Source organism: Blautia sp. JLR.GB0024 (assembly GCF_037000545.1).
Classification (GTDB): Bacteria; Bacillota; Clostridia; order Lachnospirales; family Lachnospiraceae; genus Blautia; species Blautia celeris.
In genome coordinates this window covers 159,558-182,618 of sequence record NZ_JBANBF010000006.1, presented here as the reverse complement: position 1 = coordinate 182,618, position 23,061 = coordinate 159,558, and the positions used below count along the sequence as shown (strand labels likewise).

Genomic DNA, 23,061 nt, shown 5'->3' with positions numbered 1-23,061 from the left:
ATATATGGACAAAAGAAAATATTCCTGCCGGTTGCGTTTATATTTTCCATATGGTAGAATAAGCCAGACACAGATGCCGGAAACAGCCGGCAGAAGAATTATTTTTAGAAAGAGGAAATTGCTGTATGTATAAGATATTGAAACAGGAAGGCATGGCAAAACGCGCCCATTTTGAAACTGTGCACGGGTCAGTGGAGACACCTGTCTTTATGAACGTTGGCACAGTGGCAGCCATCAAGGGCGCTGTAGCCACAACAGACCTGCATGAAATAGGAACCCAGATAGAACTGTCAAACACCTACCATCTCCATGTGCGTCCCGGTGACCAGGTGGTGAAGAAGCTGGGCGGCCTCCACAAGTTCATGAACTGGGACAGGCCGATCCTCACGGACTCCGGCGGATTTCAGGTGTTTTCCCTGTCAAAATTAAGGAAGATCAAAGAGGAGGGGGTTTATTTCAATTCCCACATTGACGGTCATAAGATTTTCATGGGACCGGAGGAAAGTATGCAGATACAGTCCAATCTGGCATCCACCATTGCCATGGCTTTTGACGAGTGCCCGTCCTCTGTGGCGGACCGGAAATATGTCCAGGATTCTGTTGATCGAACCTCAAGGTGGCTTGCAAGGTGTAAGGATGAGATGGCAAGGCTGAATGCGAAGGAGGACACCATCAATCCCCAGCAGATGCTGTTCGGCATTAACCAGGGCGCAGTGTATGATGATATCCGTATTGCCCACGCAAAAGAGATCGCCAAAATGGACCTTGACGGCTATGCGGTGGGAGGACTGGCCGTGGGAGAGAGCCATGAGGAGATGTACCGGATCCTGGACAGTGTGGTTCCCTATCTTCCGGCAGACAAGCCCACATACCTGATGGGTGTGGGAACACCGGCTAATATTCTGGAGGGTGTTTCCAGGGGCGTGGATTTCTTTGACTGCGTATATCCAAGCCGGAACGGACGCCATGGCCACGTGTACACCAACTTTGGAAAACTGAATCTGTTCAACGCCAAATATGAGCTGGATTCCCGTCCCATTGAGGAGGGTTGCCAGTGTCCTGCCTGCAGAAGCTACAGCAGGGCATATATCCGACATCTGCTTAAGGCAAAGGAGATGCTGGGCATGCGTCTGTGTGTGCTTCACAACCTGTACTTCTACAATACAATGATGACGGAAATCAGGCAGGCACTTGATGAGGGGCACTATGAGGACTATAAACAGCAGAAACTGGAGCGCATGGCAGCAGGCCCCAAGGCATAAAAACAGAAAAAATGTGTAAAATATATAAAAAAACCTGAAAAACACTTGAAGAAATAAGAGAAATTGTGTATTATTGTAATAGCGTTCAATATAGCAGTCCGGGTGATCGGATGAAACAGCGGTATAGCTGCTGTATCATACCGAGTTTATATGGGAACTCGGCATATAAGTTGAAAGAACTAAAAAGTTTATTTTGCAGGAGGAGCTAAAATGTTTTTAGGACAGGCAAGCGCAGGCGGTGCAGGCGCATGGGCAACTATGTTACTGCCCCTGGTTGTATTTTTTCTTTTAATGTATTTCATGATTATGAGACCGCAGAAAAAGGAACAGCAGAGAGTAAAATCCATGTTATCCTCTATGGAAGTGGGAGACAGCGTGGTAACAACAAGCGGTTTTTACGGAATCTTAATTGATATTACAGATGAAGATGTGATCGTAGAATTCGGAAACAACAGAAACTGCAGAATTCCCATGAGAAAAGCGGCAATCGCAGAAGTTGAGAAAGCCGGAGACGGAATCGCAGAAAAAGAGTGATCAGAAGATTGAAAAGTAAGACAGGTGTTGCAGGAAAAATAGTTCTGCGGCGCCTGTTTTTTCGTCTGTCAGAAGGTATTTGAAAATAGTGTTCTGCAGTCTTCGCCAAATGGGATACAGGCTGTGGAGATGAATCAGAAATGGAGAAATAAACATATGGCATTTATCAGTTTATTTGATGTGATCGGTCCCAATATGGTAGGGCCTTCCAGCTCTCACACGGCAGGAGCGGCGTCAATGGCCCTTCTTGCGCGGAGGCTTTTTCCGGGGAAAATAAAGAAGGTACGCTTTACTCTGTATGGCTCCTTTGCCCAGACATACCGGGGACACGGCACAGACCGTGCACTACTCGGGGGAATCATGGGATTTCAGACGGATGACCTGCGGATCAGGGATTCCCTGACACTTGCCCGTGAACAGGGACTTGATTATGAGTTTATCATCAGTGATAAGCTTGGCGACGAACATCCCAATACCGCGGATATGGATATGGAGGGTACCGGCGGGGAGCATCTCTTTGTGCGGGGTGTGTCGCTGGGCGGCGGTAAGGTAAAGATTGTCCGGCTGAACCAGATAGAGGTGGATTTTACAGGGGAGTACAGTACCCTGGTGGTGAGCCAGACGGATAAGCCGGGTGTGGTGGCCCATATCACCAAGGTACTGAGCGAAAGAAATGTGAATATTGCGTTCATGCGCCTCTACCGGGAGGAGAGAGGAGCCAGGGCATATACCATTGTGGAGTCGGATGAGAAAATACCGGAAGATGTGACAGAGAAGATCAGGGAAAATCCCTGTGTCTCCAATGTGATTCTGGTACAGATATAGGAGGATAGGATGGAATTCAATCAGGGCAGTGAGCTTTTAGAGATATGCAGTGAGAAGAACATACCCATTTCCAGGGTCATGAAGCTGAGGGAGACAGAGTTTTCCCGGATTTCTGAGGAGGAAGTGGATGAGAAAATGAAGAAATCCCTGGCGATCATGCGCCGTTCCGCAAAAGAACCTCTGACCAATCCAAAACCGTCCGTGGGCGGTCTCATCGGCGGAGAGTCCGGGAAGCTTCACCGCCATGCAGAGGCAGGAAAATCTGTCTGCGGGACTGTGCTGCAGCGTGCGGTCACATACGCCATGGCGGTTCTGGAGGTCAATGCCTCCATGGGTGTGATCGTGGCTGCGCCCACAGCGGGTTCCTCGGGTGTGGTGCCGGGCGTGCTCCTCTCTCTGGAGGAGGCGTATGATCTGCCGGAAGAGGTAATCTTAAACGGGCTGTACACGGCAGGGGCTGTGGGATATCTGCTTATGAGGAATGCCTCTGTGGCAGGCGCGGAAGCTGGCTGTCAGGCAGAAGTGGGCGCTGCGTCCGCCATGGCTGCCGCGGCAGCAGTGGAGATGATGGGCGGTACACCAAAGCAGTGCCTGGACGCGGCATCTGTGGCAATGTCCAACCTGCTGGGCCTGGTCTGTGACCCCATAGCCGGCCTTGTGGAATACCCGTGTCAGAACCGGAACAGTGTGGGAGCGGCCAATGCGCTGATCTGCGCGGAGCAGACACTGGCAGGGATTCCGGCTCTTATTCCCTTCGACGAAATGGCACAGGCCATGTATCATGTGGGCAGAAGCCTTCCCTTTGAGCTGCGGGAAAGCGCGCTGGGAGGCTGTGCGGCAACCCCGGCGGCATGCAGGCGTACCTGTGAGATCTTCGGCGGCTGAAAACGGACAGACGCATTTTCCGTGCCGATATTTTCCGTAGAAAAATTGTCGGGCAGACAGGCTCTGGATAGCTTATACTATGCGTAAGGCAGGTGAGAAAATGGAGTGGATGCAGCGAATCAACCGGGTGATGGATTATGTGGAGGACCACCTCCGGGATGATGTGGATGAGGAGGAAGTCAGCAGGATCATGGCGTGTCCGTATCAGAATTTTCAGAGTCTTTTCGGACAGGTGACTAATATCAGTTTTTCTGAATATGTGAGAAGACGCAGGCTTACCATGGCAGCCTATGATCTGCAGAATACAGAGGAAAAGGTAATAGATATCGCGTTAAAATATGGCTATCAGTCAGGTGATGCCTTCCGGGTGGCGTTTCGCAAAATGCACGGCGTCAATCCCTCAGAGGTAAGGCAGAGTGCTGTTCCGCTGATGTTTTACTGCAGGCTGGCATTTCAGGTGACTGTGAAGGGAGTGGAGTCTATGAAGTATACGATTGAGGAAAAAGGGGCTTTCCGGGTATTGGGAACAAGAATGACAACGCCGTATGGCGGCGGTACCTGGGCAGTGGTCAAAAGTGACGGCACCAATGAGAAAATGAAAGCCGTAAGCGGAGATTTCTTTGATCTGGGACTGTGTTTCGGATTTCAGGAGGATGGCAGCAATGATTATATGTGCGCTGTTTTATGGGACGGGCCGGAGATAGATGGTTTTGTGACATATCAGTATCCCCCGGCAACGTGGCTTATTTTTCAGGCCAGGGGTAAGATTTCTGACAATGTTCTGGGAAATCTGTGGCGGCAGATCAATCAGGAATTTCTTCCGCAGAGCCAGTATGACAAGTGCGGACTGCCCACCATTGAAAAGTACGTTTTCTGGAACGAGGCGGAAGATTTGGGAGAAGTGGAAGTCTGGATACCGGTGAAATATTGAAAAAGAAGGATGCCTCATATCTGTAAAAAGATATGGGGTATTTTTATGCAAAAAATATAGATAACGAAGCGTTATTATTGGAAAATTAATAAAAATAACTGAAATAGTATTGACGATAAGGCTGCAAAATGGTAATTTTAAATTATAACTATATCCCGTTAATATGATAAAGCGAAAGGGTAACTGTCATATCATTCTGAGATCATATGGAGCCCGGAATGTATATGGGCGGCAGTTCAGAACAGTTATCTGAACTGCCAGGTATACAGAAGCAATTGGAGGTAGATATGAGCAGATTAAGTATCATTACGCAGAACAGCGCGCAGCGGACAGTGGAGGAACTCTATAAGGACCTGGAACGGCGGATTGTTGCCAGCCCGCCCGGGTTATGTCCGGTGGATATGGCGGCATCTTTCCTGAAAATGTGCCATGCTCAGTCCTGCGGAAAGTGTGTTCCCTGCCGTGTCGGACTGGGGCAGCTGGAAAAATTATTTGATGATGTGCTGGATGGTGATGCCACTCTGGAGACCATTGCGGTTATTGAGCGGACAGCCAGGAGTATCTTCTATTCCGCGGACTGTGCCATCGGTTATGAGGCCGCCAAGATGGTGCTGAAGGGAATCCGGGGATTCAGGGAGGATTTTGAAGAGCATATTTTAAGGGGGAGGTGCTCCTGTAACCTGAACCAGCCCGTGCCGTGTGTATCCCAGTGTCCGGCTGGTGTGGACATTCCCGGTTACATTGCCCTTGTCAGGGAGGGCAGGTATGCAGATGCGGTGCGCCTGATCCGGAAGGACAATCCCATGCCGGCAGTCTGCGGCCTTATCTGTGAGCATCCCTGTGAAGTGCGGTGCCGCAGGACCATGTTGGATGACCCCATCAATATCAGGGGACTGAAACGTTTTGCAGTGGAGCAGGCAGGAGAAGTGCCGGTACCAAAGACAGCCCCTGTAACGGGTAAGAAAGTTGCAGTGATCGGGGGCGGTCCGGGAGGCATCAGCGCAGCGTATTACCTGGCTTTAATGGGCCATAAGGTGACAATCTATGAAAAGGAAAAACAACTGGGCGGCATGCTGCGATACGGCATTCCCAGCTACCGGCTTCCCAGAGAGGTTCTGGATGGGGAAATAAGCCGGCTTTTGAGCGTGGGGATTGACGTGGTCACCGGGGCAGATGTGGGGGAGGAGCCGTATCTGATACAGGATATCCGTCCCCGGTATGATGCCGTCTACATAGCCATCGGTGCCCATACAGACCGAAAGATAGGAATGGAGGGCGAGGATACCGAGGGCGTTATGTCCGCAGTGGAAATGCTGCGAAGCATCGGTGACGGAGAGATGCCGGACTTTAAGGACAGGGATATCATTGTGATCGGCGGCGGCAATGTGGCTATGGATGTGGCGCGTTCCGCGGTGCGTCTGGGTGCAAAACGTGTGCGTATTGCCTACAGAAGAAGGAAAGTGGATATGACGGCTCTTCCGGAGGAAGTGGAAGGAGCCATTGCGGAGGGGTGCGAGGTGCTGGACCTTCATGCGCCGCTGTCTATAGAGAAGGACGGACAGGGCAAGGTTTCCGCGCTCTGGGTACAGCCTCAGATCATCGGTAAAATGAAAAACGGAAGACCCACACCGGGAGACGCGGATGTGGCAAAGCTCCGTCTGCCCTGTGACCGGATTCTGGTGGCGATAGGACAGGGGATTGACTCCCGGCATTTCGGGGAATCCGGTATTCCCATTACAAGAGGTGCTGCCATTGACGCCTTTGACTGGAGCGGTGTGAAGGATGCTGCCGGCGTATTTGCCGGAGGTGACTGTGTGACCGGTCCGGCGACTGTGATCCGTGCCATTGCGGCGGGGAAAGTGGCGGCAGCCAATATTGACGAATTTCTGGGATATAACCATACGATCACAAGCGGTGTGGAGATTCCAAGGGTCCGTCTCCATGACCGTCCCACCTGCGGCCGTGTGAATATGAAGGAGCGCGAGGCATCCGTGAGGGTGAAGGATATGGAACTGATTGAATGCGGTATGACTTCTGAGGAGGCTTCCCAGGAGGCAAGACGCTGTCTGCGCTGTGACCACTTCGGTTTCGGTGTGTTTAAGGGAGGCAGGGTGGAAAAATGGTAAATACAGAGAGAGTTAAACTTACGATTGACGGCATACAGATAGAGGCCGACAGGCGCAGCACGATTCTCCAGGCGGCCGCCCTTGCAGGAATCCGTATTCCCACTCTGTGTTATCTGAAGGATATCAATGAGATTGGCGCCTGCCGTGTCTGTGTTGTGGAGGTGGAAGGTTACGCAAAGCTGGTCACGGCCTGCAATAACCGGGTAAAAGAGGGAATGATGGTGCATACGAACAGCCCCAAAGCCCGGAAAACCAGAAGAACGAATGTGCAGCTTATTTTATCTCAGCACAACAGCAACTGCGCCTACTGTGTCAGGAGCGGGAACTGTTCCCTCCAGAGCGTGGCAAACGATTTGAACATCATGGATGTTCCTTTTGTTAAGGAGCTGCCGAAAAACTGCTGGAATATGGAGTTTCCGCTGATCAGGGATTATACGAAATGCATCAAATGTATGCGCTGTGTACAAATCTGTGATAAAATCCAGTCTGTTAATATCTGGGACGTGGTGAATACAGGCTCAAGAACCACAGTGGATGTGTCAGGCAACCGGAAAATTGAAGAATCGGACTGCGCTGTGTGCGGCCAGTGCATCACCCACTGTCCGGTGGGGGCGCTTAGAGAGCGGGATGATACGGAGCATGTACTGGATGCCATTGCCGATAAGGACAAGATCACAGTAGTTCAGATCGCGCCTGCCGTGCGTGCGGCATGGGGAGAATCCATTGGCCTGGCGCCGGAATTTGCAACCGTAAAAAGGCTGGCCTCGGCTCTGCGCAAAATGGGATTTGACTATATCTTCGATACGAATTTCAGTGCGGATCTGACAATCATGGAGGAAGGCAGTGAGTTTCTGGAGAAACTGAAGAACAGAGAAAATGAGACATTCCCCATGTTTACCTCCTGCTGTCCGGGCTGGGTCCGGTTTATGAAATCCCAGTATCCGGATATGGTGGACCAGCTTTCCACAGCCAAATCACCGCAGCAGATGTTCGGGGCTGTGGCAAAGACCTATTATGCAAAGCTGCTGGATGTGGACCCGGAGCGGATCTTCTGCTTGTCTGTGATGCCGTGCGTAGCCAAGAAACAGGAATGTGCCCTTCCGACCATGAGGGATGCGGGTGCAGGGCAGGATGTGGACGCTTCTTTGACTACCAGGGAAATAGACCGGATGATTCGTATGTTCCATATACTTCCTGAGACGCTTAGAGAGGAGGAGCTGGATATGCCTCTGGGCGTGGGCTCCGGCGCAGGCGTCATTTTCGGCGCCACAGGCGGTGTTATGGAGGCTGCACTGCGCAGTGCGTATTATCTGGTGACCAGTAAGAATCCCGAACCGGATGCCTTCCGGGCAGTCCGGGGCATGGACGGCTGGAAGGAGGCAGAATTTAATCTGGCAGGCACGATTTTAAAGGTGGCGGTTGCCAGCGGACTGGGCAATACCAGGAAATTGATGAAAGCGCTAAGAAAGGGCAGGGTTTCCTATGATTTTGTGGAAATCATGGCATGTCCAGGCGGATGCGCAGGCGGAGGCGGCCAGCCTATCCACGACGGCCGGGAGCTTGCCGGGGACAGGGGACAGATCCTATACGGCCTGGATAAGGTCAGTCACATCCGGTTCTCACATGAAAATCCCTCTGTGATAAAATGCTACGAAGATTTTTTGGAAAAACCATTGTCCCACAAAGCCCACGAGCTGCTGCATACAGACCATCACGGATGGAAAATGCCGGGAGAAACGTGAGCTTAAGCGGCATACATAAAAACCATGGCCTTTGGGAATACTGAAGTGTAAGAATAATATGTAAAAACACTTTAATGCCGAGGTGAATAAGATGGATAAAAAGCAGCAGGAAGCGTTAAACAGAAAGAGATCAAACGAGACTTTCAACAGCATTACCCAGAAGGTAAAACCGGAAAACCAGAATCAGCAGCACAATGCCAGGTCCGAGGCCGTGGAGCCGAAGATCAGACAGGTATAAAGAGCTGTCGGCAGGGGCGGAATGCCGCCCCTTTCACAAAGCAGTGCCAAACAATTATATCTGTGACAAAAAGTCACTGAAAATATTATAGTGCAGTTTTTCATCGAGGGCCAGTCTTGCCAGCATTTTTGAAACAAGAGGATCTTTTATTTCTCTTGACTGTTCCAGATATGCTTTGGCAGCAAACTTCTCTGATTTAGCGTTAACTGCAAGTATGGTGTAAATATCAGGGCTGTAATCCACCATATCCCCGCACCAGAAAGATTTGGATTCTGAAGAACGGCATTCCGGCTGTCCGCCGAGAAGGGCGATCAACTGTCCAATGACAGAGAAATGGTGTTCCTCGACCACGGCAATGCGTTTGATTATACGGCGGATATTACCGTATTCGTTATTGATTGTCCAGGATTGGAATAGATATTGATGTACAGTTGTCATTTCACTGACCGCAGATGCAAGATCCGGCATGAGCAGCTGTGCGTAATCTGTATTTTTTTCAGTGACTTTGATCGGGGGATACCAGTTAGAGTATTTCACTGGTATGGAATCGGGATTGGCATGGATATTATACTGGTATTTATTCATATTTGATTTCCTAAATGGGATTAATAATTTTTATGTGGGAAGGTTCCGGGATAGAACTATATTTGCAGGTAGTTCCGGATAACTCAACAGGCAGTATAAAAACGGACTCAGCAAAATTGCTGGGTCCTCTGTTTTTTGGTTATCTATGAAATGCATTCTCCCTGTTTACGCATTTTTTCTGTGGTATTTAGGATTTCCCAAAAGGTCATCCGCATAATCGGCAACTTTATTCTGTCCTTCACGATTCAGTGCCCTAAAGGCTTCCATGAGATATCTCTCCTGAATACTGCCCGCTTCACAGGGAGAAATGTCTTTGATATCATTGGAAGAATGGAGATATAAGTCTGCCATTCCTTCAAAAAGAGAAAGCTCTGTATCGGACATAAATTCATCTAATCCGACATCCAGAGCTTTTGCGATTCGGCGTAAAGTTTCAAACTTTGGCTGTCTTTTTCCGTTCTCGTATTGGGCAAGATTTTGCTGCGAGGTCCCTAATTTTTCTGAGAGTTCTTTTTGTGTAAGCCCGTTGGCTTTCCTGATTTCTTTGATTCTTTTTCCTGTATCCATTTTATCACCTCTATATATACAATAACATAATGTTGATAGAAAAACAATCAAAAGATTTAAATAAAGCATTGACACAATCGTAAGATTGATATATTATGCATATATACAATCAAATGATTTTGAAATGAGGTGAAAAAATGAGGATTGACAGAATCAAACTTGTTACAGAACTTGCCAGAAGAGATATGACACAGAAAAAATTAGCGGAGCTTGCCGGGATTTCCAGGGCTACAGTTAATTATATCAGATGCGGCAAAACCTGCTCGGATGAAGTAGGTAAAAGGATTGCAGAAGCTTTAGGCGTTAATCTGACCGATATTATGGAATAACATGCAGGAAAGAGAGCTGATTGAACAGCAGAGAAGAAGCAGTGCATTACACTATAAGAAGGGTGGTTGAGAAGGTGAAGAAATACTGTGGCGGTAGAAGGAATACGGCAGGTGAGTAAATGACAGGCATGGAATTAATACATGAAATCCGGAATTCTGACAATTGGACAGATGCTTTTTTTTCTGAGATTGAACCTTATTATCTGCAGAATTTAAATTTGATCAGAAATACACTTGCGGCAGATGGAGTGTGGGACAGATTTGATACGGCGTTTTCTGAGTGGAAAAGGCCCGGACAGGCCCGGACAGTAAGCAGAGACTGCACTTTAGCAGGCTTTGCCGGACAAGGTGAGATTCCCTATTCAGATAGTTTTGAGGGTTTTGGGGGTTTTGGGGAAACAGATATAACGAAACTTACGGCTTTCAATACTAGTCTGCTGCCATCAGTTGTGGAGAGATTTTCAGAAGCAGTTGCAGAGAACCTGCAGGTATCTTCCGGTATGGTAGCCCCGGCAGTGCTCACAGTAGGCTCACTGTGCATACAGAAGAAATATAGTATCCATCCTCATTCTGACTGGTATGAACCCGGAAATTTGTATATGGCTGTTGTGGGAGAGGCTTCCGAAAGAAAAAGTCCGGTAATGAAAGAAATCATGAAGCCTGTTTATGAATATGAAAAAAAGGAAAATGAAAAACGGGCGCCGGATATTGCTTTGTATGAGACGAAAAAAAGGATACTGGAAAGCAAGATTGCCGGAATTACAAAGAACCTGACAAGATGCAGCAAAAGAAAAGGAGAGGATATATGTGAGGATTTGGAAGCCCTTTCGGATATACAGCAGGAATTGAATGGACTAAAAGAGAAAGCTCCTGTCAGATTGGTGGCAGATGACGTAACGATGGAAATACTCGGGAAGTTAATGGAGCAGAATCATGAAAGAATAGGAATTTTTTCCACAGAAGGAGGTATCTTCAATATTTTGGCCGGCAGATACAGTGATAAGACCGTCATTGATCTTATTTTGAAAGCCTATACAGGTGACCGGTACGCTCAGGACAGAATAACCAGGAAGGGACAGGCTTTGGATTGTCCCTTGATAACCATGCTTTTGTATGTACAGCCAATAGTGATAAAACAAATAATGGAAAACAGTGAATTTACAGGCCGTGGCCTGAATGCCAGATTTTTATACAGTCTGCCGCCTTCTGCCATAGGAGACAGAAACTATAGGGTGAAAAAGATATCTGATACAGACAGGGCGGATTATGGTGAAGCAGTTCAGAGGCTTCTTGCAATTCCCGTACCGGATAAGCCGAAGGTCATAGAACTGGGTGAGGAAGCAGATAGACTGGCAGAAGCCTTTTTCTATGAGATTGAGCGTGAGCTGAAAGAATGTTTTTCAGAGTTCAAGGCATGGCTCGGAAAACTTCACGGTACTACAATGAGGATAGCACTGATTCTCCATTGCTTTGAGTATGCGGAACAGTCGGAATTCTATAAAGTCAGCGGTCAGACTATGGGCAATGCTGTAGAAATAGGCAGGTATTTCCGGACCCATGCCAGGGCAGCATTCAATATCATGGGTTTAACGGATTCACCGGAAGTCAAAGACGCTAAATACATTATGAGACGTATAGATTCTACCGGAAAAATGGAAATGAAACTGAGAGATCTGTATAAATTGTGCTGTGACAGAAAAGGTATGGAGAAAAAAGAAGGAATGATTCCCGGGTTAAGGTGTTTGACAGAACATGGCTACATACGCATTCAGAAATCTTGTCTCACCTCTCAAAACCCCCAAAACCTCCAAAAAGGAGGCAGACCGTCGGAAATTGTATATAAAAATCCGGAATATGCCAGATGGAAGGAGAAAAATGTGTGAATGATCAAGCTTTAGATTGTATTTGCGGATATGTCACAAAAATATCAGAGAACAGGGAGGTTGTAAAACATGATCAAGATTAAAATATCTTACCAAAATGCCCAGGAACTTCATACCGTGCTCAGACTGTTGCACCCGGTCATTAAGTCCTGTAAATTGGCGAAAGAACAGAGGGGGGAATATAAGAAGGCATACGTGATCTTGAAATGATACGCTAACCCGGCTTTGGTCTTGTATCGAGAAAAAGTATGAAAAGATGCCGGAAATCATTAAAAATATAAAGGTTTTACTTGCATATATTTGTTTGATGTGATATAATAGTTTTAGAACAGATAGAATAATAAAAGTACCCCAGCAGTTCATCTCTTTTCTGCTGGAAGTCTTGTATAAGGCGTGGGAACAGCTAAAGCCGCAATATGCGATTATAGCCGTTCCCACGCTTATTTATTTGTTCACTCCTTTCCTTAGGGAACATCTATTCACCCGGACGGGCAGCGGGGCATATCTGTCTGATGGTAAAATAGTCCACTGGACGTTAAACAGGAAGGAAAAATATGGAAGAAAGCATGAATGATGCAGAACAGAGTACCCAGGCTGAAAATATGGGGAATGAATCAGAAGTACAGGGAACTGCCAGGGAAGGCGGCGGAAAAGAGCAGAAACTGTTCACACAGGAAGAAGTGAACGGATTTGTTCAGTCCAGGATAGCCAGGATGAAGGGGCAGATCAACAAAGAAGCCCAGGCAGAGTATGACCGGAAGCTTGCAGAACTGCAGGCAAGGGAAATGAAGCTGATGGTAAAGGAAAAGCTGGACGAACGGGGAATGTCCCGTGAGCTGGCAGATATTATCAACTGTACGGATGAAGAGGATTTAAACTGTAAATTAGACAAATTATACGAAATATATGGAAAAAATGACAAAACAGACCAGGAGCCTGCATCCGGTTTTCGTGCGATACCCTCCAAGAATTTAAAAGTGGGGTGCGTTCCGGAGGGAACCGGAGCTTTTCACACCGGTACAGATCCGGTAAGACAGGCTATGGGGCTTAACAGAAAGGAATGATGGATAAATGGCAATTGATTTAGTAACACAATATCTGCCTTATGTAGATGAATTATTTTCAACAGAGAGCAAAAAATCCCTGCTGACGAATCAGGACTTATCCTGGACAGGGGCACATACAATCAAGGTTTATAAGGTGACAACCGCATCTATGAATGATTACGGGCGCTCCGGCCCGAAGGAGGGAGAATGGTCAAGGTACGGCAGAGTGCAGGGACTGGATGCCACTACGGAAGAATTTACGCTGAAAAATGACAGATCTTTTACCTTTGCCATTGATAAGCTGGATAAGGATGAAACCAGTGACCAGCTGGCAGCAGCGTCTGCTCTTGCTCGGCAGGTGCGGGAAGTCGTGATTCCGGAAGTTGATACTTATGTATATGGAGTTATGACAACAAAGGCGGGGCATAAGCCTGCAGCTGTGGCGCTGACAGCAGACAATATCTATACGGAGATCATCAAGGCCAGTAATGCTCTGGACAATTCTGAAGTGCCGGAAACAGGCCGTGTGCTGCTGGTGACTCCTGACACTTATCTTCTTATGAAACAGTGCAGGGATATCACAATGGAGACAGATATTGGCAGTGATATGAGATTACGCGGTGTTATTGGCAATCTGGACGGGGCGGTAGTGATCAAAGTTCCGTCTAAAAGACTTCCAAAAGGATTTGGTTTTATGCTGGCCCATCCGGTGGCTACCGTAGCTCCTACCAAATTGGAAGATTACAAGACACATCAGGACCCGCCTGGTATCAGCGGCGAACTGATAGAAGGCCGCATCTGTTACGATGCTTTTGTTTTAGAAAATAAAGCAGAAGCTATTTATTATCAGGAACAGACTGCAGCAGCAAAAAGTTAAACAGATGCCCCGGGCTTTCCAAAGCGGATTGTCTGGGGCATTTTGTGCGTGATAGCCGCCCGGTTCCGTGTCTGTGAAGAGATAGAGGTTTTGATGCAGAATGATTACCATATGCTTACCGGCGAAAAACAATAAATGCCGAAATCACTGTCTATACAGTAATTTCGACATTTTTATAAGCAGATAACGGGAATCGAACCCGCCTCTCCAGCTTGGGAAGCTGGCGTTCTACCGATGAACTATATCTGCATACATGTATAATTGAGGAACCTGAACATTTCCAGGCATGCACCAGCCTGCGCGTGTTCCTCCGGGATATTCATATGTGTGAACCGAGACACCGCAGATACGGGCGTAACCGCACTCCTCCCGGAACTGATGCGTTGAAAATATTATAATCCAAATTATTTTTATTTGCAAGAGGGTTTTTAAACTGTTATAGCTTATATAACGAAAAAGAATAGCAGACTGCCTTATTATGCCTTGAAATATAAGCGAAAAAGGATTATCATAATTAAAATACTATAATGCGATAACATACGACAACTGTACGACAGGAGGAGAATCTCATGAACTATAAAATTGCATTGATACCGGGTGACGGAATCGGACCGGAGATTGTGGCAGAGGCCAAAAAAGTGCTGGATAAGGTCTGTGAAACATACGGACACAGTTTTTCCTATGAGGAAGTGCTGCTGGGCGGGGCATCTATTGATGTACACGGTGTACCGCTGACAGAGGAGGCTGTGGAGACGGCAAAGGCTTCTGACGCAGTGCTGATGGGTTCCATCGGAGGGGATGCCAAGACTTCTCCCTGGTATAAACTGGAGCCGTCAAAACGCCCTGAGGCAGGACTTTTAGCTATCAGAAAAGCCCTGAATCTGTTTGCCAATCTGCGCCCGGCGTATCTGTATGATGAGCTGAAAGGTGCCTGCCCCCTGAAAGAGGAAGTCATCGGAGACGGATTTGACATGATCATTGTCAGGGAGCTGACCGGAGGCCTGTATTTCGGTGAGAGAAAGACTGTGGAGGAAAACGGTGTAACTACAGCCGTTGACACACTTACATATAATGAAAATGAAATCCGCAGAATCGCTGTCAAGGCATTTGATATTGCCATGAAGAGAAGCAAAAAAGTTACAAGCGTGGACAAAGCCAATGTACTGGACTCCTCCAGACTCTGGAGAAAAGTAGTGGAAGAGGTGGCAAAGAACTATCCGGAAGTGACACTGGAACACATGCTGGTAGATAACTGCGCTATGCAGCTTGTCCATAACCCGGGTCAGTTTGACGTGATCCTCACAGAGAACATGTTCGGCGACATTCTGTCTGATGAGGCCAGCATGGTGACAGGTTCCATCGGAATGCTCTCATCAGCCAGCTTAAATGAGACAAAATTCGGCCTTTATGAACCAAGCCACGGTTCAGCGCCTGACATTGCGGGAAAAGGCATCGCCAATCCCCTGGCAACCATTCTGTCTGCGGCTATGATGCTGCGCTATTCCCTGGACCTGGACAAAGAGGCAGATGCCGTGGAGGCAGCCGTACAGAAAGTCCTCACAGAGGGATACCGCACAGTGGATATTATGGCAGACGGTATGAAGCAGGTGGGAACCAAAGAGATGGGAGATTTGATCGCAGAGCGGATCTGAGATTGGAATGAGATAGATAACGGACAATAGAAAGGATTGTGAATGATATGAGAAGTGATGCAGTAAAAACAGGTATGCAGCAGGCACCGCACCGTTCCCTGTTCAATGCCCTGGGAATGACAAAAGAGGAACTGGAACGGCCGTTGGTAGGTATTGTGAGTTCCTACAATGAGATCGTGCCGGGTCACATGAATCTGGACAAAATCGTGGATGCCGTAAAATTAGGTGTTGCTATGGCAGGCGGAACGCCCATTATGTTTCCGGCTATTGCTGTCTGCGACGGCATTGCCATGGGACATACGGGAATGAAGTATTCCCTGGTGACAAGGGATCTGATCGCGGATTCCACAGAGGCTATGGCTATGGCCCATCAGTTTGACGCCCTGGTCATGGTGCCAAACTGTGATAAGAACGTGCCGGGACTTCTGATGGCAGCAGCCAGGATCAATGTCCCCACTGTATTTGTGAGCGGCGGCCCCATGCTGGCAGGCCGTGTGCATGGCCAGAAGAGAAGTCTCTCCTCCATGTTTGAGGCCGTGGGCTCCTACAGCGCAGGAACCATGACAGCGGAGGAAGTGGAAGAATTTGAAAATAAAGTCTGCCCCACCTGCGGCTCCTGCTCCGGCATGTACACTGCCAACAGCATGAACTGTCTGACAGAGGTGCTGGGCATGGGATTAAAAGGAAACGGCACTATTCCGGCTGTATATTCCGAGAGAATCAAGCTTGCAAAACACGCGGGCATGCAGGTAATGGAAATGTACAGACAGAACATCCGTCCAAGGGATATCATGACAAAAGACGCCATCATGAATGCCCTGACCGTGGATATGGCACTCGGATGTTCTACCAACAGTATGCTGCATTTGCCGGCAATTGCCCATGAGATCGGATGGGATTTTGATATTACATTTGCAAATGAAGTGAGCGCAAAGACACCGAACCTGTGCCATCTGGCACCGGCAGGCCCCACCTACATAGAAGACTTGAATGAGGCCGGCGGCGTGTATGCGGTCATGAATGAACTGACCAAAAAAGATCTGCTGAACCTGGACTGCATGACAGTGACAGGAAAGACAGTGGGTGAAAATATCAAGAACTGTGTAAACAGAAATCCGGAGGTGATCCGCCCTGTAGAAAATCCTTACAGCCAGACCGGCGGCCTTGCGGTTCTCACAGGCAACCTGGCTCCGGACGGCGGCGTGGTAAAACGCTCCGCGGTCTGTGAGGAGATGATGGTACATGAAGGCCCTGCAAGGGTATTTGAGTGCGAGGAGGATGCCATTGACGCCATTAAGGGCGGTAAGATCGTGGCAGGCGATGTGGTTGTGATACGCTATGAGGGACCAAAAGGCGGCCCGGGTATGAGAGAGATGTTAAACCCCACTTCCGCCATTGCAGGTATGGGACTCGGCTCCAGCGTGGCACTGATCACGGACGGACGTTTCTCCGGTGCATCCCGCGGAGCTTCCATCGGACATATTTCCCCGGAAGCAGCCGTAGGCGGCCCCATTGCCCTTGTTAAGGAGGGAGATACCATCCGCATCAATATTCCGGAAAACAAACTGGAACTGGCCGTATCGGATGAGGAGCTGGCAAGGAGAAAGGCTGAGTGGCAGCCAAGAGAGCCTAAGGTGAACACAGGATACCTGGCACGCTATGCGGCTATGGTGACCAGCGGTAACAGAGGGGCTGTTCTGGAAATCCAGAAATAAAAAGAAAAAGAAAAGATAACGGTTGGGAGGATTTCAATATGCAGTTGACAGGAGCAGAAATAGTAATCGAATGTTTAAAAGAGCAGGGTGTAGATACCGTTTTCGGTTATCCGGGCGGAACGATTCTGAACATTTATGATGAGTTATATAAACACAGCAATGAGATTCATCACGTACTCACATCCCATGAGCAGGGTGCAGCCCATGCAGCGGACGGCTATGCCCGTTCCACAGGGAAAGTGGGTGTGTGTTTTGCAACCAGCGGCCCCGGCGCCACCAACCTGGTAACAGGTATTGCCACAGCACATATGGATTCTGTGCCTGTGGTTGCCATCACCTGTAACGTAGGTGTTCCTCTTCTGGGAAAAGACAGCTTCCAGGAGGTAGATATCGCAGGTGTGGTTATGCCGATCACAAAACACAGCTTTATCGTAAAAGACGTGAAAAAGCTGGCGAAGACCATCCGTCGTGCTTTTGTCATTGCAAAGAGCGGACGGCCCGGCCCTGTCCTTGTGGATATCACCAAGGATGTGACTGCAGCCAAGACAGAATTTGAAACTACAGTGCCAAAGCCGGTGAAACCCTATGTGGCTGAGATTGAAGAAGCGGATCTGGCTAAAGCAGCAGATATGATCCGGGAGGCAAAACGTCCCTTTATCTTTGTGGGCGGCGGAGCCATCGCGTCCAACGCCTGGGAGGAGCTGCGCACACTTGCACACAAGATCCAGGCTCCTGTGACCGATTCCCTTATGGGAAAAGGCGCATTTTCCGGCGAGGATGAGCTGTATACCGGTATGCTGGGGATGCACGGAACCAAAGCCTCCAATCTGGGTGTGACAAAATGTGACCTGCTGATCACCGTGGGTGCCAGATTCAGTGACCGTGTGACCGGCAATACCAGAAACTTTGCCAGAAATGCGAAGGTGATCCAGATAGATGTGGATGCAGCGGAGATCAATAAAAATGTGCTGGTTGACTGCAGCGTTGTGGGTGACGCCAGAGAAGTTCTGAAACGCCTGAATGATATGCTGGAGCAGAAAGAACATAAAGAGTGGCTGGGATACATAGAGGAGCTGAAAGAAAAATATCCTCTGCGCTACAACCAGGAGGGCTTAAGCGGTCCTGCCATTATCGAGGAGATCTACCGCCAGACAAAAGGCGATGCCATAATTGTAACAGAGGTGGGTCAGCACCAGATGTGGGCTGCCCAGTATTACAAATATAAAACACCCCGCACCTTCCTGTCCTCCGGCGGCCTGGGAACCATGGGCTACGGCCTTGGGGCAGCCATCGGCGCCAAGATGGGCAATCCGGACAAGGTGGTCATCAATGTGGCAGGAGACGGCTGTTTCCGTATGAACATGAATGAGATCGCAACAGCCACCAGAAATGATGTACCTCTTATCCAAGTGGTCATCAATAACCAGGTGCTGGGAATGGTACGTCAGTGGCAGACGCTGTTCTATGAGGGCAGATATTCTAATACAGTATTAAAAGACAAAGTTGATTTTGTCAAACTGGCAGAGGCCATGGGAGCAGTAGGTATCCGCGTGACCACAAAAGAGGAGCTGCAGGAAGCCCTTGCAAAAGCCATCCGGTTAAATACAACGGTGGTTCTGGACTGCATGATCGACAGTGATGATAAGGTATTCCCAATGGTACCGGCAGGGGCCAACATTGAGGATGCGTTCGACGAGGAAGACCTGAAAGCAAAACAGAAATAATATGTCTTTTGTAGAAAGACAAATGTTTTTATTGACAATAATATAACAAAGAGGTAGAATACTTCTTGTCAAGCAATTTATGCCACGTGTCCCCAGAGGGGGCATGTGGCGTAACCGTTTTGAAGAGTAAATCAACAGAGGAGGAAACAACAAGTGAGCAGAGTTTATAACTTTTCAGCAGGACCGGCTGTTCTGCCGGAGGAAGTGCTGCGGGAAGCGGCAGAAGAGATGCTGGATTATAAAGGAACAGGCATGTCTGTTATGGAGATGAGCCACCGTTCCAAAGCATTCGAGGATATCATACATACTGCGGAGGCAGATTTGAGAGAGCTGCTGCATATTCCGGATAACTATAAAGTATTATTTCTGCAGGGCGGTGCCCATCAGCAGTTTGCCATGATCCCCATGAACCTGATGAAAAACAAAGTGGCTGACTACATCGTAACAGGCCAGTGGGCGAAAAAAGCATGGCAGGAGGCACAGAAGTACGGGACAGCCAACAAGATCGCGTCCTCTGAGGATAAAACTTTTTCCTACATTCCGGACTGTTCCGACCTTCCCATCAGCCCGGATGCGGATTACGTGTACATCTGCGAGAACAATACGATATACGGAACAAAATTTAAAACACTGCCGGACACAAAGGGCAAGACCCTGGTGGCGGACGTTTCCTCCTGTTTCCTCTCCGAACCGATGGACGTGGAGAAATACGGTATTATTTACGGCGGCGCGCAGAAGAATATCGGCCCTGCAGGTGTGGTGATCGCCATCATCCGTGAGGATCTGATCACAGAGGATGTGCTTCCGGGAACACCGACCATGCTGACCTATAAGACACATGCGGACGCGGAGTCCTTATACAATACACCAAACTGCTACGGCATTTACATGTGCGGCAAGGTATTTCAGTGGCTGAAAAAACAGGGCGGCCTGAAAGCCATGAAAGAGCACAATGAGAAAAAAGCAAAGATCCTGTATGATTTCCTGGATGAGAGCGTAATGTTCAAAGGTACCGTGGAACCGGCTTCCCGTTCCCTTATGAATGTTCCCTTTGTCACAGGAGATAAGGATTTGGATGCGAAATTTATCAAAGAGGCCCAGGCGGCAGGCTTTGTGAATCTGAAAGGCCACAGAAGCGTAGGCGGCATGCGTGCCAGCATTTACAATGCCATGCCCATAGAGGGCGTGGAGGCTCTGGTTGCCTTTATGAAAAAATTTGAAAAGGAGAATGCTTGATCATGTACAGATATCACTGTTTAAATCCCATTTCCAGCGTAGGACTGGAGCATTTCCCGGCAAAATACGAGAGCACGGACAATATGTCTGATGCGGATGCCGTGCTGGTGAGAAGTGCAAACATGCATGAGATGGAGCTTCCGAAGAATGTGGTTGCCATTGCCAGAGCAGGTGCCGGCGTCAACAATATTCCGCTGGAAGAGTGCGCAAAGGACGGCGTGGTAGTCTTCAACACACCGGGAGCAAATGCCAATGGTGTAAAGGAGATGGTCATTGCCGGAATGCTGCTGGCATCCAGGGATATAGTGGGCGGTATCGAGTGGCTGGAGCACCAGGAAGCCACAGAGGATATCGGAAAGCTGGCTGAAAAGAAGAAAAAACAGTTTGCCGGCTGTGAGATCAGCGGCAGAAAGCTGGGTATCATCGGTCTTGGCGCCATCGGTGTAAAAGTGGCAAATGCCGCGGTACATCTGGGAATGGAAGTCTATGGATATGACCCCTTCATCTCCGTGGATGCTGCGTGGAACCTTTCCAGAAGCATTCACCACATCAATGACCTGAACGTGATCTACAAGGAATGCGATTATATCACCATCCACGTGCCGCTGATGGAATCCACAAGAAAGATGATCGGCGCGGATGAGATCGCCCAGATGAAAGAGGGCGTGGTTATCCTGAACTTCGCAAGAGATCTTCTGGTGGATGAGGAAGCTCTGGCGGAGGCCCTGAAAGAGGGAAAAGTGAAAAAATACGTGACAGACTTTGCCAACCCTCTTGTGACCAGTACCCCGAATACCCTGGTAACTCCTCATCTGGGAGCATCCACAGAGGAATCCGAGGACAACTGTGCTGTCATGGCTGTCAGACAGCTCATGGACTATCTGGAAAACGGAAATATCAAGAATTCCGTAAACTATCCGGATTGTGATACAGGGGCCTGTGTGGACGTGGGAAGAGTGACGATCAACCACAAAAATATTCCGAACATGATCAGCCAGTTCACAAAAGTGCTGGGTGATGCAGGCGTGAATATCTCCAACATGACCAACAAGAGTAAAGGCGACTTCGCCTATACCATGATCGACGTTTCCACACCGATTTCCGGAGACGTGGCAAAAGAACTGAAAAAGATTCATGGTGTTTACCGCGTGCGTATTGTGAAATGACCCTTTTAAAAGAATAGACGGATATGGGCCTGTCCTGAGACTGTGGTTTCAGGGCGGGCCCTTTTGTGGATATTCCGGAAATTATATATATTATCCTGTCGTTACCACTATGGAGATAAATAAACCAGGGTCGAAAAAAGCACCAGCGGGGAAAGAGTCAAGGCAATCCCCGTCTGGTGTTTTTTTAATACCTCTGTCAGTCATAAATCCGCCGGAAAGTGTGCAAATTATTGTGCCTATTTCATTGTATTTTAAGACTATATACGGTATAATTTTATTATGGCGTTATAAATAGGCATCAATATATTTGGGGTGTGAAAATGAGCAGAAAAATAAAAAAACCGAAAACATTCATACAGAAGAGAATCCGCAGTGCAAAGCGGATGAAATCTTTTTTTGGCGCGCTTGGCAGAAACCGCAGGCGTCTGGGAAAGGTATTCAATGGTGTCTGCGAAGTTGCTGCCCGCGTTATGGAGAAAAAACTATAAAGGAGATTTGATAATGGCGGTAGTTAAACCATTTTGTGCAGTGCGTCCCCAGGAGAACCTGGCATCTAAAATTGCCGCACTGCCATATGATGTATATAACAGAAAAGAGGCGAAAGAGGAGACCGAAAAAAATCCATATTCCTTTCTGAAGATTGACCGTCCGGAGACACAGTTTCCGGATGATACGGATATGTACGCTCCTGAGGTGTACAAACAGGCCCGCAGGATATTCTGGAAGATGATGGAGGACGGGGACTTCCTGCAGGATGTGGACCCCAATTTTTATCTCTATGAGCTTACCAGAAACGGGCATGTGCAGACAGGAATCGTGGCATGTGCGTCGATTGACGATTACTTAAACGGTGTCATCAAAAAACATGAGAACACCAGAGTGGAAAAAGAGCTGGACCGCATCCGCCATGTGGATGTGCTGGAGGCGCAGACAGGACCTATTTTCCTGGCCTACCGTGCCAATGCGGATTTTAAGCATCTGATGGATGTGAAGAAAAAGGATTTTCCCATTTTCGACTTTGTATCAGAGGACGGCATCCGTCACAGAGGATGGATGATCTATGAGTCAGCCATGATTCACAAGATAGAGAAGACCTTTCAGGCCATGGACAGCATATATATCGCAGACGGCCATCACAGGGCGGCCTCAGCCATCAAAGCAGGTCTGAAGAGACGCCGGGAGAATCCCAATTATACGGGCAGGGAGCCCTTTAATTACTTTCTGTGTACCCTGTTTGCAGATGAGGAGCTGGAAATCCTGGATTACAACCGTGTGGTAAAAGACTTAAACGGATATTCCGCGGAAGAGTTCCTGGAAAAAATAAGGGAGCGCTTTACCGTGTCCGAACCGGGAACAGAGGCAGTATCGCCCCGGGAAAAAGGCGAATTCGGTATGTATCTGGAGGACAGATGGTATAAACTTAAGATAAAGGAAGAATACCGGGCTACAGATGTGGTGGACGGACTGGATGTGGCATTGCTTCAGAATAACCTTCTGGAACCTGTGCTGGGGATCCGGGAGCCGGCAAAAGACCCCCGGATTGATTTTATCGGGGGAATCCGGGGACTGGGTGAGCTGGAAAAACGTGTGCAGACAGACTGTAAGGCAGCCTTTTCCATGTATCCCACTTCCATGGCAGAACTTTTTGCGGTTGCGGACGCAGGAAAGCTGATGCCGCCGAAATCCACCTGGTTTGAGCCAAAGCTGAGAAGCGGGCTGTTTATTCACAGGATATAGA

At 48.4% G+C, this 23,061-nt stretch carries 22 protein-coding genes and 1 tRNA gene; 20 read left to right on the top strand and 3 right to left on the bottom strand.

Translation table 11 applies throughout. The features are described from left to right. Positions 1 to 125 precede the first annotated feature (125 nt). The 8 genes from tgt to V8Q34_RS15500 all read left to right on the top strand — a co-directional run bounded on the left by tgt (position 126) and on the right by V8Q34_RS15500 (position 8,543). On the top strand, positions 126 to 1,262 hold the full coding sequence (tgt, locus tag V8Q34_RS15535) for a tRNA guanosine(34) transglycosylase Tgt (protein WP_335835865.1): 1,137 nt from the start codon (positions 126 to 128) through the stop codon (positions 1,260 to 1,262). Between the two features lie 210 nt (positions 1,263 to 1,472). Further along, positions 1,473 to 1,796: a preprotein translocase subunit YajC gene (gene yajC / locus V8Q34_RS15530; protein ID WP_033141126.1), complete on the top strand. Its 324-nt coding sequence runs from the start codon at positions 1,473 to 1,475 to the stop codon at positions 1,794 to 1,796. A gap of 156 nt (positions 1,797 to 1,952) precedes the next feature. Next, positions 1,953 to 2,621, top strand: a complete 669-nt coding sequence (sdaAB, locus tag V8Q34_RS15525) for an L-serine ammonia-lyase, iron-sulfur-dependent subunit beta (protein ID WP_033141125.1) — start codon at positions 1,953 to 1,955, stop codon at positions 2,619 to 2,621. Positions 2,622 to 2,630: 9 nt separating this feature from the next. After that, complete coding sequence (gene sdaAA / locus V8Q34_RS15520) at positions 2,631 to 3,506, top strand: L-serine ammonia-lyase, iron-sulfur-dependent, subunit alpha (protein ID WP_033141124.1); 876 nt, start codon at positions 2,631 to 2,633, stop codon at positions 3,504 to 3,506. A gap of 79 nt (positions 3,507 to 3,585) precedes the next feature. Further along, entirely contained in the window at positions 3,586 to 4,437 is an 852-nt protein-coding gene (locus V8Q34_RS15515; protein WP_335835864.1) for an AraC family transcriptional regulator, read from the top strand. Between the two features lie 287 nt (positions 4,438 to 4,724). Beyond that, on the top strand, positions 4,725 to 6,563 hold the full coding sequence (locus V8Q34_RS15510) for an NAD(P)-binding protein (RefSeq protein WP_335835863.1): 1,839 nt from the start codon (positions 4,725 to 4,727) through the stop codon (positions 6,561 to 6,563). Further along, positions 6,557 to 8,305, top strand: a complete 1,749-nt coding sequence (locus V8Q34_RS15505) for an NADH-dependent [FeFe] hydrogenase, group A6 (RefSeq protein WP_335835862.1) — start codon at positions 6,557 to 6,559, stop codon at positions 8,303 to 8,305. The genes V8Q34_RS15510 and V8Q34_RS15505 overlap by 7 nt, the downstream gene beginning before the upstream one ends. Before the next feature lie 91 nt (positions 8,306 to 8,396). Next, positions 8,397 to 8,543, top strand: a complete 147-nt coding sequence (locus V8Q34_RS15500) for a hypothetical protein (protein ID WP_181014583.1) — start codon at positions 8,397 to 8,399, stop codon at positions 8,541 to 8,543. Between the two features lie 54 nt (positions 8,544 to 8,597). Here V8Q34_RS15500 and V8Q34_RS15495 read toward each other — a convergent pair whose 3' ends face one another. Beyond that, positions 8,598 to 9,128, bottom strand: a complete 531-nt coding sequence (locus V8Q34_RS15495) for a ferritin-like domain-containing protein (RefSeq protein WP_033141122.1) — start codon at positions 9,126 to 9,128, stop codon at positions 8,598 to 8,600. A 165-nt stretch (positions 9,129 to 9,293) separates the two neighbouring features. Continuing rightward, entirely contained in the window at positions 9,294 to 9,695 is a 402-nt protein-coding gene (locus V8Q34_RS15490; protein ID WP_148392946.1) for a helix-turn-helix domain-containing protein, read from the bottom strand. Positions 9,696 to 9,832: 137 nt separating this feature from the next. Here V8Q34_RS15490 and V8Q34_RS15485 point away from each other — a divergent pair, with 137 nt between their 5' ends. The 5 genes from V8Q34_RS15485 to V8Q34_RS15465 all read left to right on the top strand — a co-directional run bounded on the left by V8Q34_RS15485 (position 9,833) and on the right by V8Q34_RS15465 (position 13,830). After that, a complete protein-coding gene (locus tag V8Q34_RS15485; RefSeq protein WP_148392945.1) occupies positions 9,833 to 10,024 on the top strand; it encodes a helix-turn-helix transcriptional regulator in 192 nt (63 codons plus the stop codon). Positions 10,025 to 10,152: 128 nt separating this feature from the next. Beyond that, positions 10,153 to 11,907: a YfjI family protein gene (locus V8Q34_RS15480; RefSeq protein ID WP_335835861.1), complete on the top strand. Its 1,755-nt coding sequence runs from the start codon at positions 10,153 to 10,155 to the stop codon at positions 11,905 to 11,907. 69 nt (positions 11,908 to 11,976) lie between these two features. Further along, positions 11,977 to 12,117, top strand: coding sequence for a hypothetical protein (locus V8Q34_RS15475; protein ID WP_187370621.1), 141 nt, complete (start codon positions 11,977 to 11,979; stop codon positions 12,115 to 12,117). 344 nt (positions 12,118 to 12,461) lie between these two features. Next, positions 12,462 to 12,971: a hypothetical protein gene (locus V8Q34_RS15470; RefSeq protein ID WP_148392943.1), complete on the top strand. Its 510-nt coding sequence runs from the start codon at positions 12,462 to 12,464 to the stop codon at positions 12,969 to 12,971. A gap of 7 nt (positions 12,972 to 12,978) precedes the next feature. After that, positions 12,979 to 13,830 carry a hypothetical protein gene (locus V8Q34_RS15465; protein WP_148392942.1) on the top strand — a complete coding sequence of 284 codons (852 nt, stop codon included), beginning with the start codon at positions 12,979 to 12,981 and terminating at the stop codon, positions 13,828 to 13,830. A gap of 178 nt (positions 13,831 to 14,008) precedes the next feature. On the opposite strand, the gene V8Q34_RS15460 is transcribed toward V8Q34_RS15465, so the two are convergent. Next, positions 14,009 to 14,079 (bottom strand) — tRNA-Gly (locus V8Q34_RS15460). Positions 14,080 to 14,399: 320 nt separating this feature from the next. On the opposite strand from V8Q34_RS15460, the gene leuB reads away from it, so the two are divergent. The 7 genes from leuB (at position 14,400) to V8Q34_RS15425 (ending at position 23,060) form a co-directional block, all read left to right on the top strand. Next, entirely contained in the window at positions 14,400 to 15,482 is a 1,083-nt protein-coding gene (leuB, locus tag V8Q34_RS15455; RefSeq protein WP_227243692.1) for a 3-isopropylmalate dehydrogenase, read from the top strand. A 47-nt stretch (positions 15,483 to 15,529) separates the two neighbouring features. Further along, a complete protein-coding gene (gene ilvD / locus V8Q34_RS15450; protein WP_103733117.1) occupies positions 15,530 to 17,197 on the top strand; it encodes a dihydroxy-acid dehydratase in 1,668 nt (555 codons plus the stop codon). A gap of 38 nt (positions 17,198 to 17,235) precedes the next feature. Continuing rightward, on the top strand, positions 17,236 to 18,921 hold the full coding sequence (ilvB, locus tag V8Q34_RS15445) for a biosynthetic-type acetolactate synthase large subunit (RefSeq protein ID WP_033143498.1): 1,686 nt from the start codon (positions 17,236 to 17,238) through the stop codon (positions 18,919 to 18,921). A gap of 153 nt (positions 18,922 to 19,074) precedes the next feature. Beyond that, a complete protein-coding gene (gene serC / locus V8Q34_RS15440; RefSeq protein WP_103731469.1) occupies positions 19,075 to 20,157 on the top strand; it encodes a 3-phosphoserine/phosphohydroxythreonine transaminase in 1,083 nt (360 codons plus the stop codon). Positions 20,158 to 20,159: 2 nt separating this feature from the next. Next, positions 20,160 to 21,323, top strand: coding sequence for a phosphoglycerate dehydrogenase (locus tag V8Q34_RS15435; RefSeq protein WP_033143496.1), 1,164 nt, complete (start codon positions 20,160 to 20,162; stop codon positions 21,321 to 21,323). Positions 21,324 to 21,643: 320 nt separating this feature from the next. Next, complete coding sequence (locus V8Q34_RS15430; RefSeq protein WP_156120899.1) at positions 21,644 to 21,811, top strand: hypothetical protein; 168 nt, start codon at positions 21,644 to 21,646, stop codon at positions 21,809 to 21,811. A 13-nt stretch (positions 21,812 to 21,824) separates the two neighbouring features. Then, positions 21,825 to 23,060, top strand: coding sequence for a DUF1015 domain-containing protein (locus V8Q34_RS15425; RefSeq protein ID WP_103731468.1), 1,236 nt, complete (start codon positions 21,825 to 21,827; stop codon positions 23,058 to 23,060). Position 23,061: the final 1 nt, after the last annotated feature.

Excerpts from the sequence above, each read along its gene's own strand:
- tgt (WP_335835865.1), top strand. The coding sequence starts at position 126 with ATGTATAAGATATTGAAACAGGAAGGCATGGCAAAACGCGCCCATTTT.
- yajC (WP_033141126.1), top strand. The coding sequence starts at position 1,473 with ATGTTTTTAGGACAGGCAAGCGCAGGCGGTGCAGGCGCATGGGCAACT.
- sdaAB (WP_033141125.1), top strand. The coding sequence starts at position 1,953 with ATGGCATTTATCAGTTTATTTGATGTGATCGGTCCCAATATGGTAGGG.
- sdaAA (WP_033141124.1), top strand. The coding sequence starts at position 2,631 with ATGGAATTCAATCAGGGCAGTGAGCTTTTAGAGATATGCAGTGAGAAG.
- V8Q34_RS15515 (WP_335835864.1), top strand. The coding sequence starts at position 3,586 with ATGCGTAAGGCAGGTGAGAAAATGGAGTGGATGCAGCGAATCAACCGG.
- V8Q34_RS15510 (WP_335835863.1), top strand. The coding sequence starts at position 4,725 with ATGAGCAGATTAAGTATCATTACGCAGAACAGCGCGCAGCGGACAGTG.
- V8Q34_RS15505 (WP_335835862.1), top strand. The coding sequence starts at position 6,557 with ATGGTAAATACAGAGAGAGTTAAACTTACGATTGACGGCATACAGATA.
- V8Q34_RS15500 (WP_181014583.1), top strand. The coding sequence starts at position 8,397 with ATGGATAAAAAGCAGCAGGAAGCGTTAAACAGAAAGAGATCAAACGAG.
- V8Q34_RS15495 (WP_033141122.1), bottom strand. The coding sequence starts at position 9,128 with ATGAATAAATACCAGTATAATATCCATGCCAATCCCGATTCCATACCA.
- V8Q34_RS15490 (WP_148392946.1), bottom strand. The coding sequence starts at position 9,695 with ATGGATACAGGAAAAAGAATCAAAGAAATCAGGAAAGCCAACGGGCTT.
- V8Q34_RS15485 (WP_148392945.1), top strand. The coding sequence starts at position 9,833 with ATGAGGATTGACAGAATCAAACTTGTTACAGAACTTGCCAGAAGAGAT.
- V8Q34_RS15480 (WP_335835861.1), top strand. The coding sequence starts at position 10,153 with ATGGAATTAATACATGAAATCCGGAATTCTGACAATTGGACAGATGCT.
- V8Q34_RS15475 (WP_187370621.1), top strand. The coding sequence starts at position 11,977 with ATGATCAAGATTAAAATATCTTACCAAAATGCCCAGGAACTTCATACC.
- V8Q34_RS15470 (WP_148392943.1), top strand. The coding sequence starts at position 12,462 with ATGGAAGAAAGCATGAATGATGCAGAACAGAGTACCCAGGCTGAAAAT.
- V8Q34_RS15465 (WP_148392942.1), top strand. The coding sequence starts at position 12,979 with ATGGCAATTGATTTAGTAACACAATATCTGCCTTATGTAGATGAATTA.
- leuB (WP_227243692.1), top strand. The coding sequence starts at position 14,400 with ATGAACTATAAAATTGCATTGATACCGGGTGACGGAATCGGACCGGAG.
- ilvD (WP_103733117.1), top strand. The coding sequence starts at position 15,530 with ATGAGAAGTGATGCAGTAAAAACAGGTATGCAGCAGGCACCGCACCGT.
- ilvB (WP_033143498.1), top strand. The coding sequence starts at position 17,236 with ATGCAGTTGACAGGAGCAGAAATAGTAATCGAATGTTTAAAAGAGCAG.
- V8Q34_RS15435 (WP_033143496.1), top strand. The coding sequence starts at position 20,160 with ATGTACAGATATCACTGTTTAAATCCCATTTCCAGCGTAGGACTGGAG.
- V8Q34_RS15430 (WP_156120899.1), top strand. The coding sequence starts at position 21,644 with ATGAGCAGAAAAATAAAAAAACCGAAAACATTCATACAGAAGAGAATC.
- V8Q34_RS15425 (WP_103731468.1), top strand. The coding sequence starts at position 21,825 with ATGGCGGTAGTTAAACCATTTTGTGCAGTGCGTCCCCAGGAGAACCTG.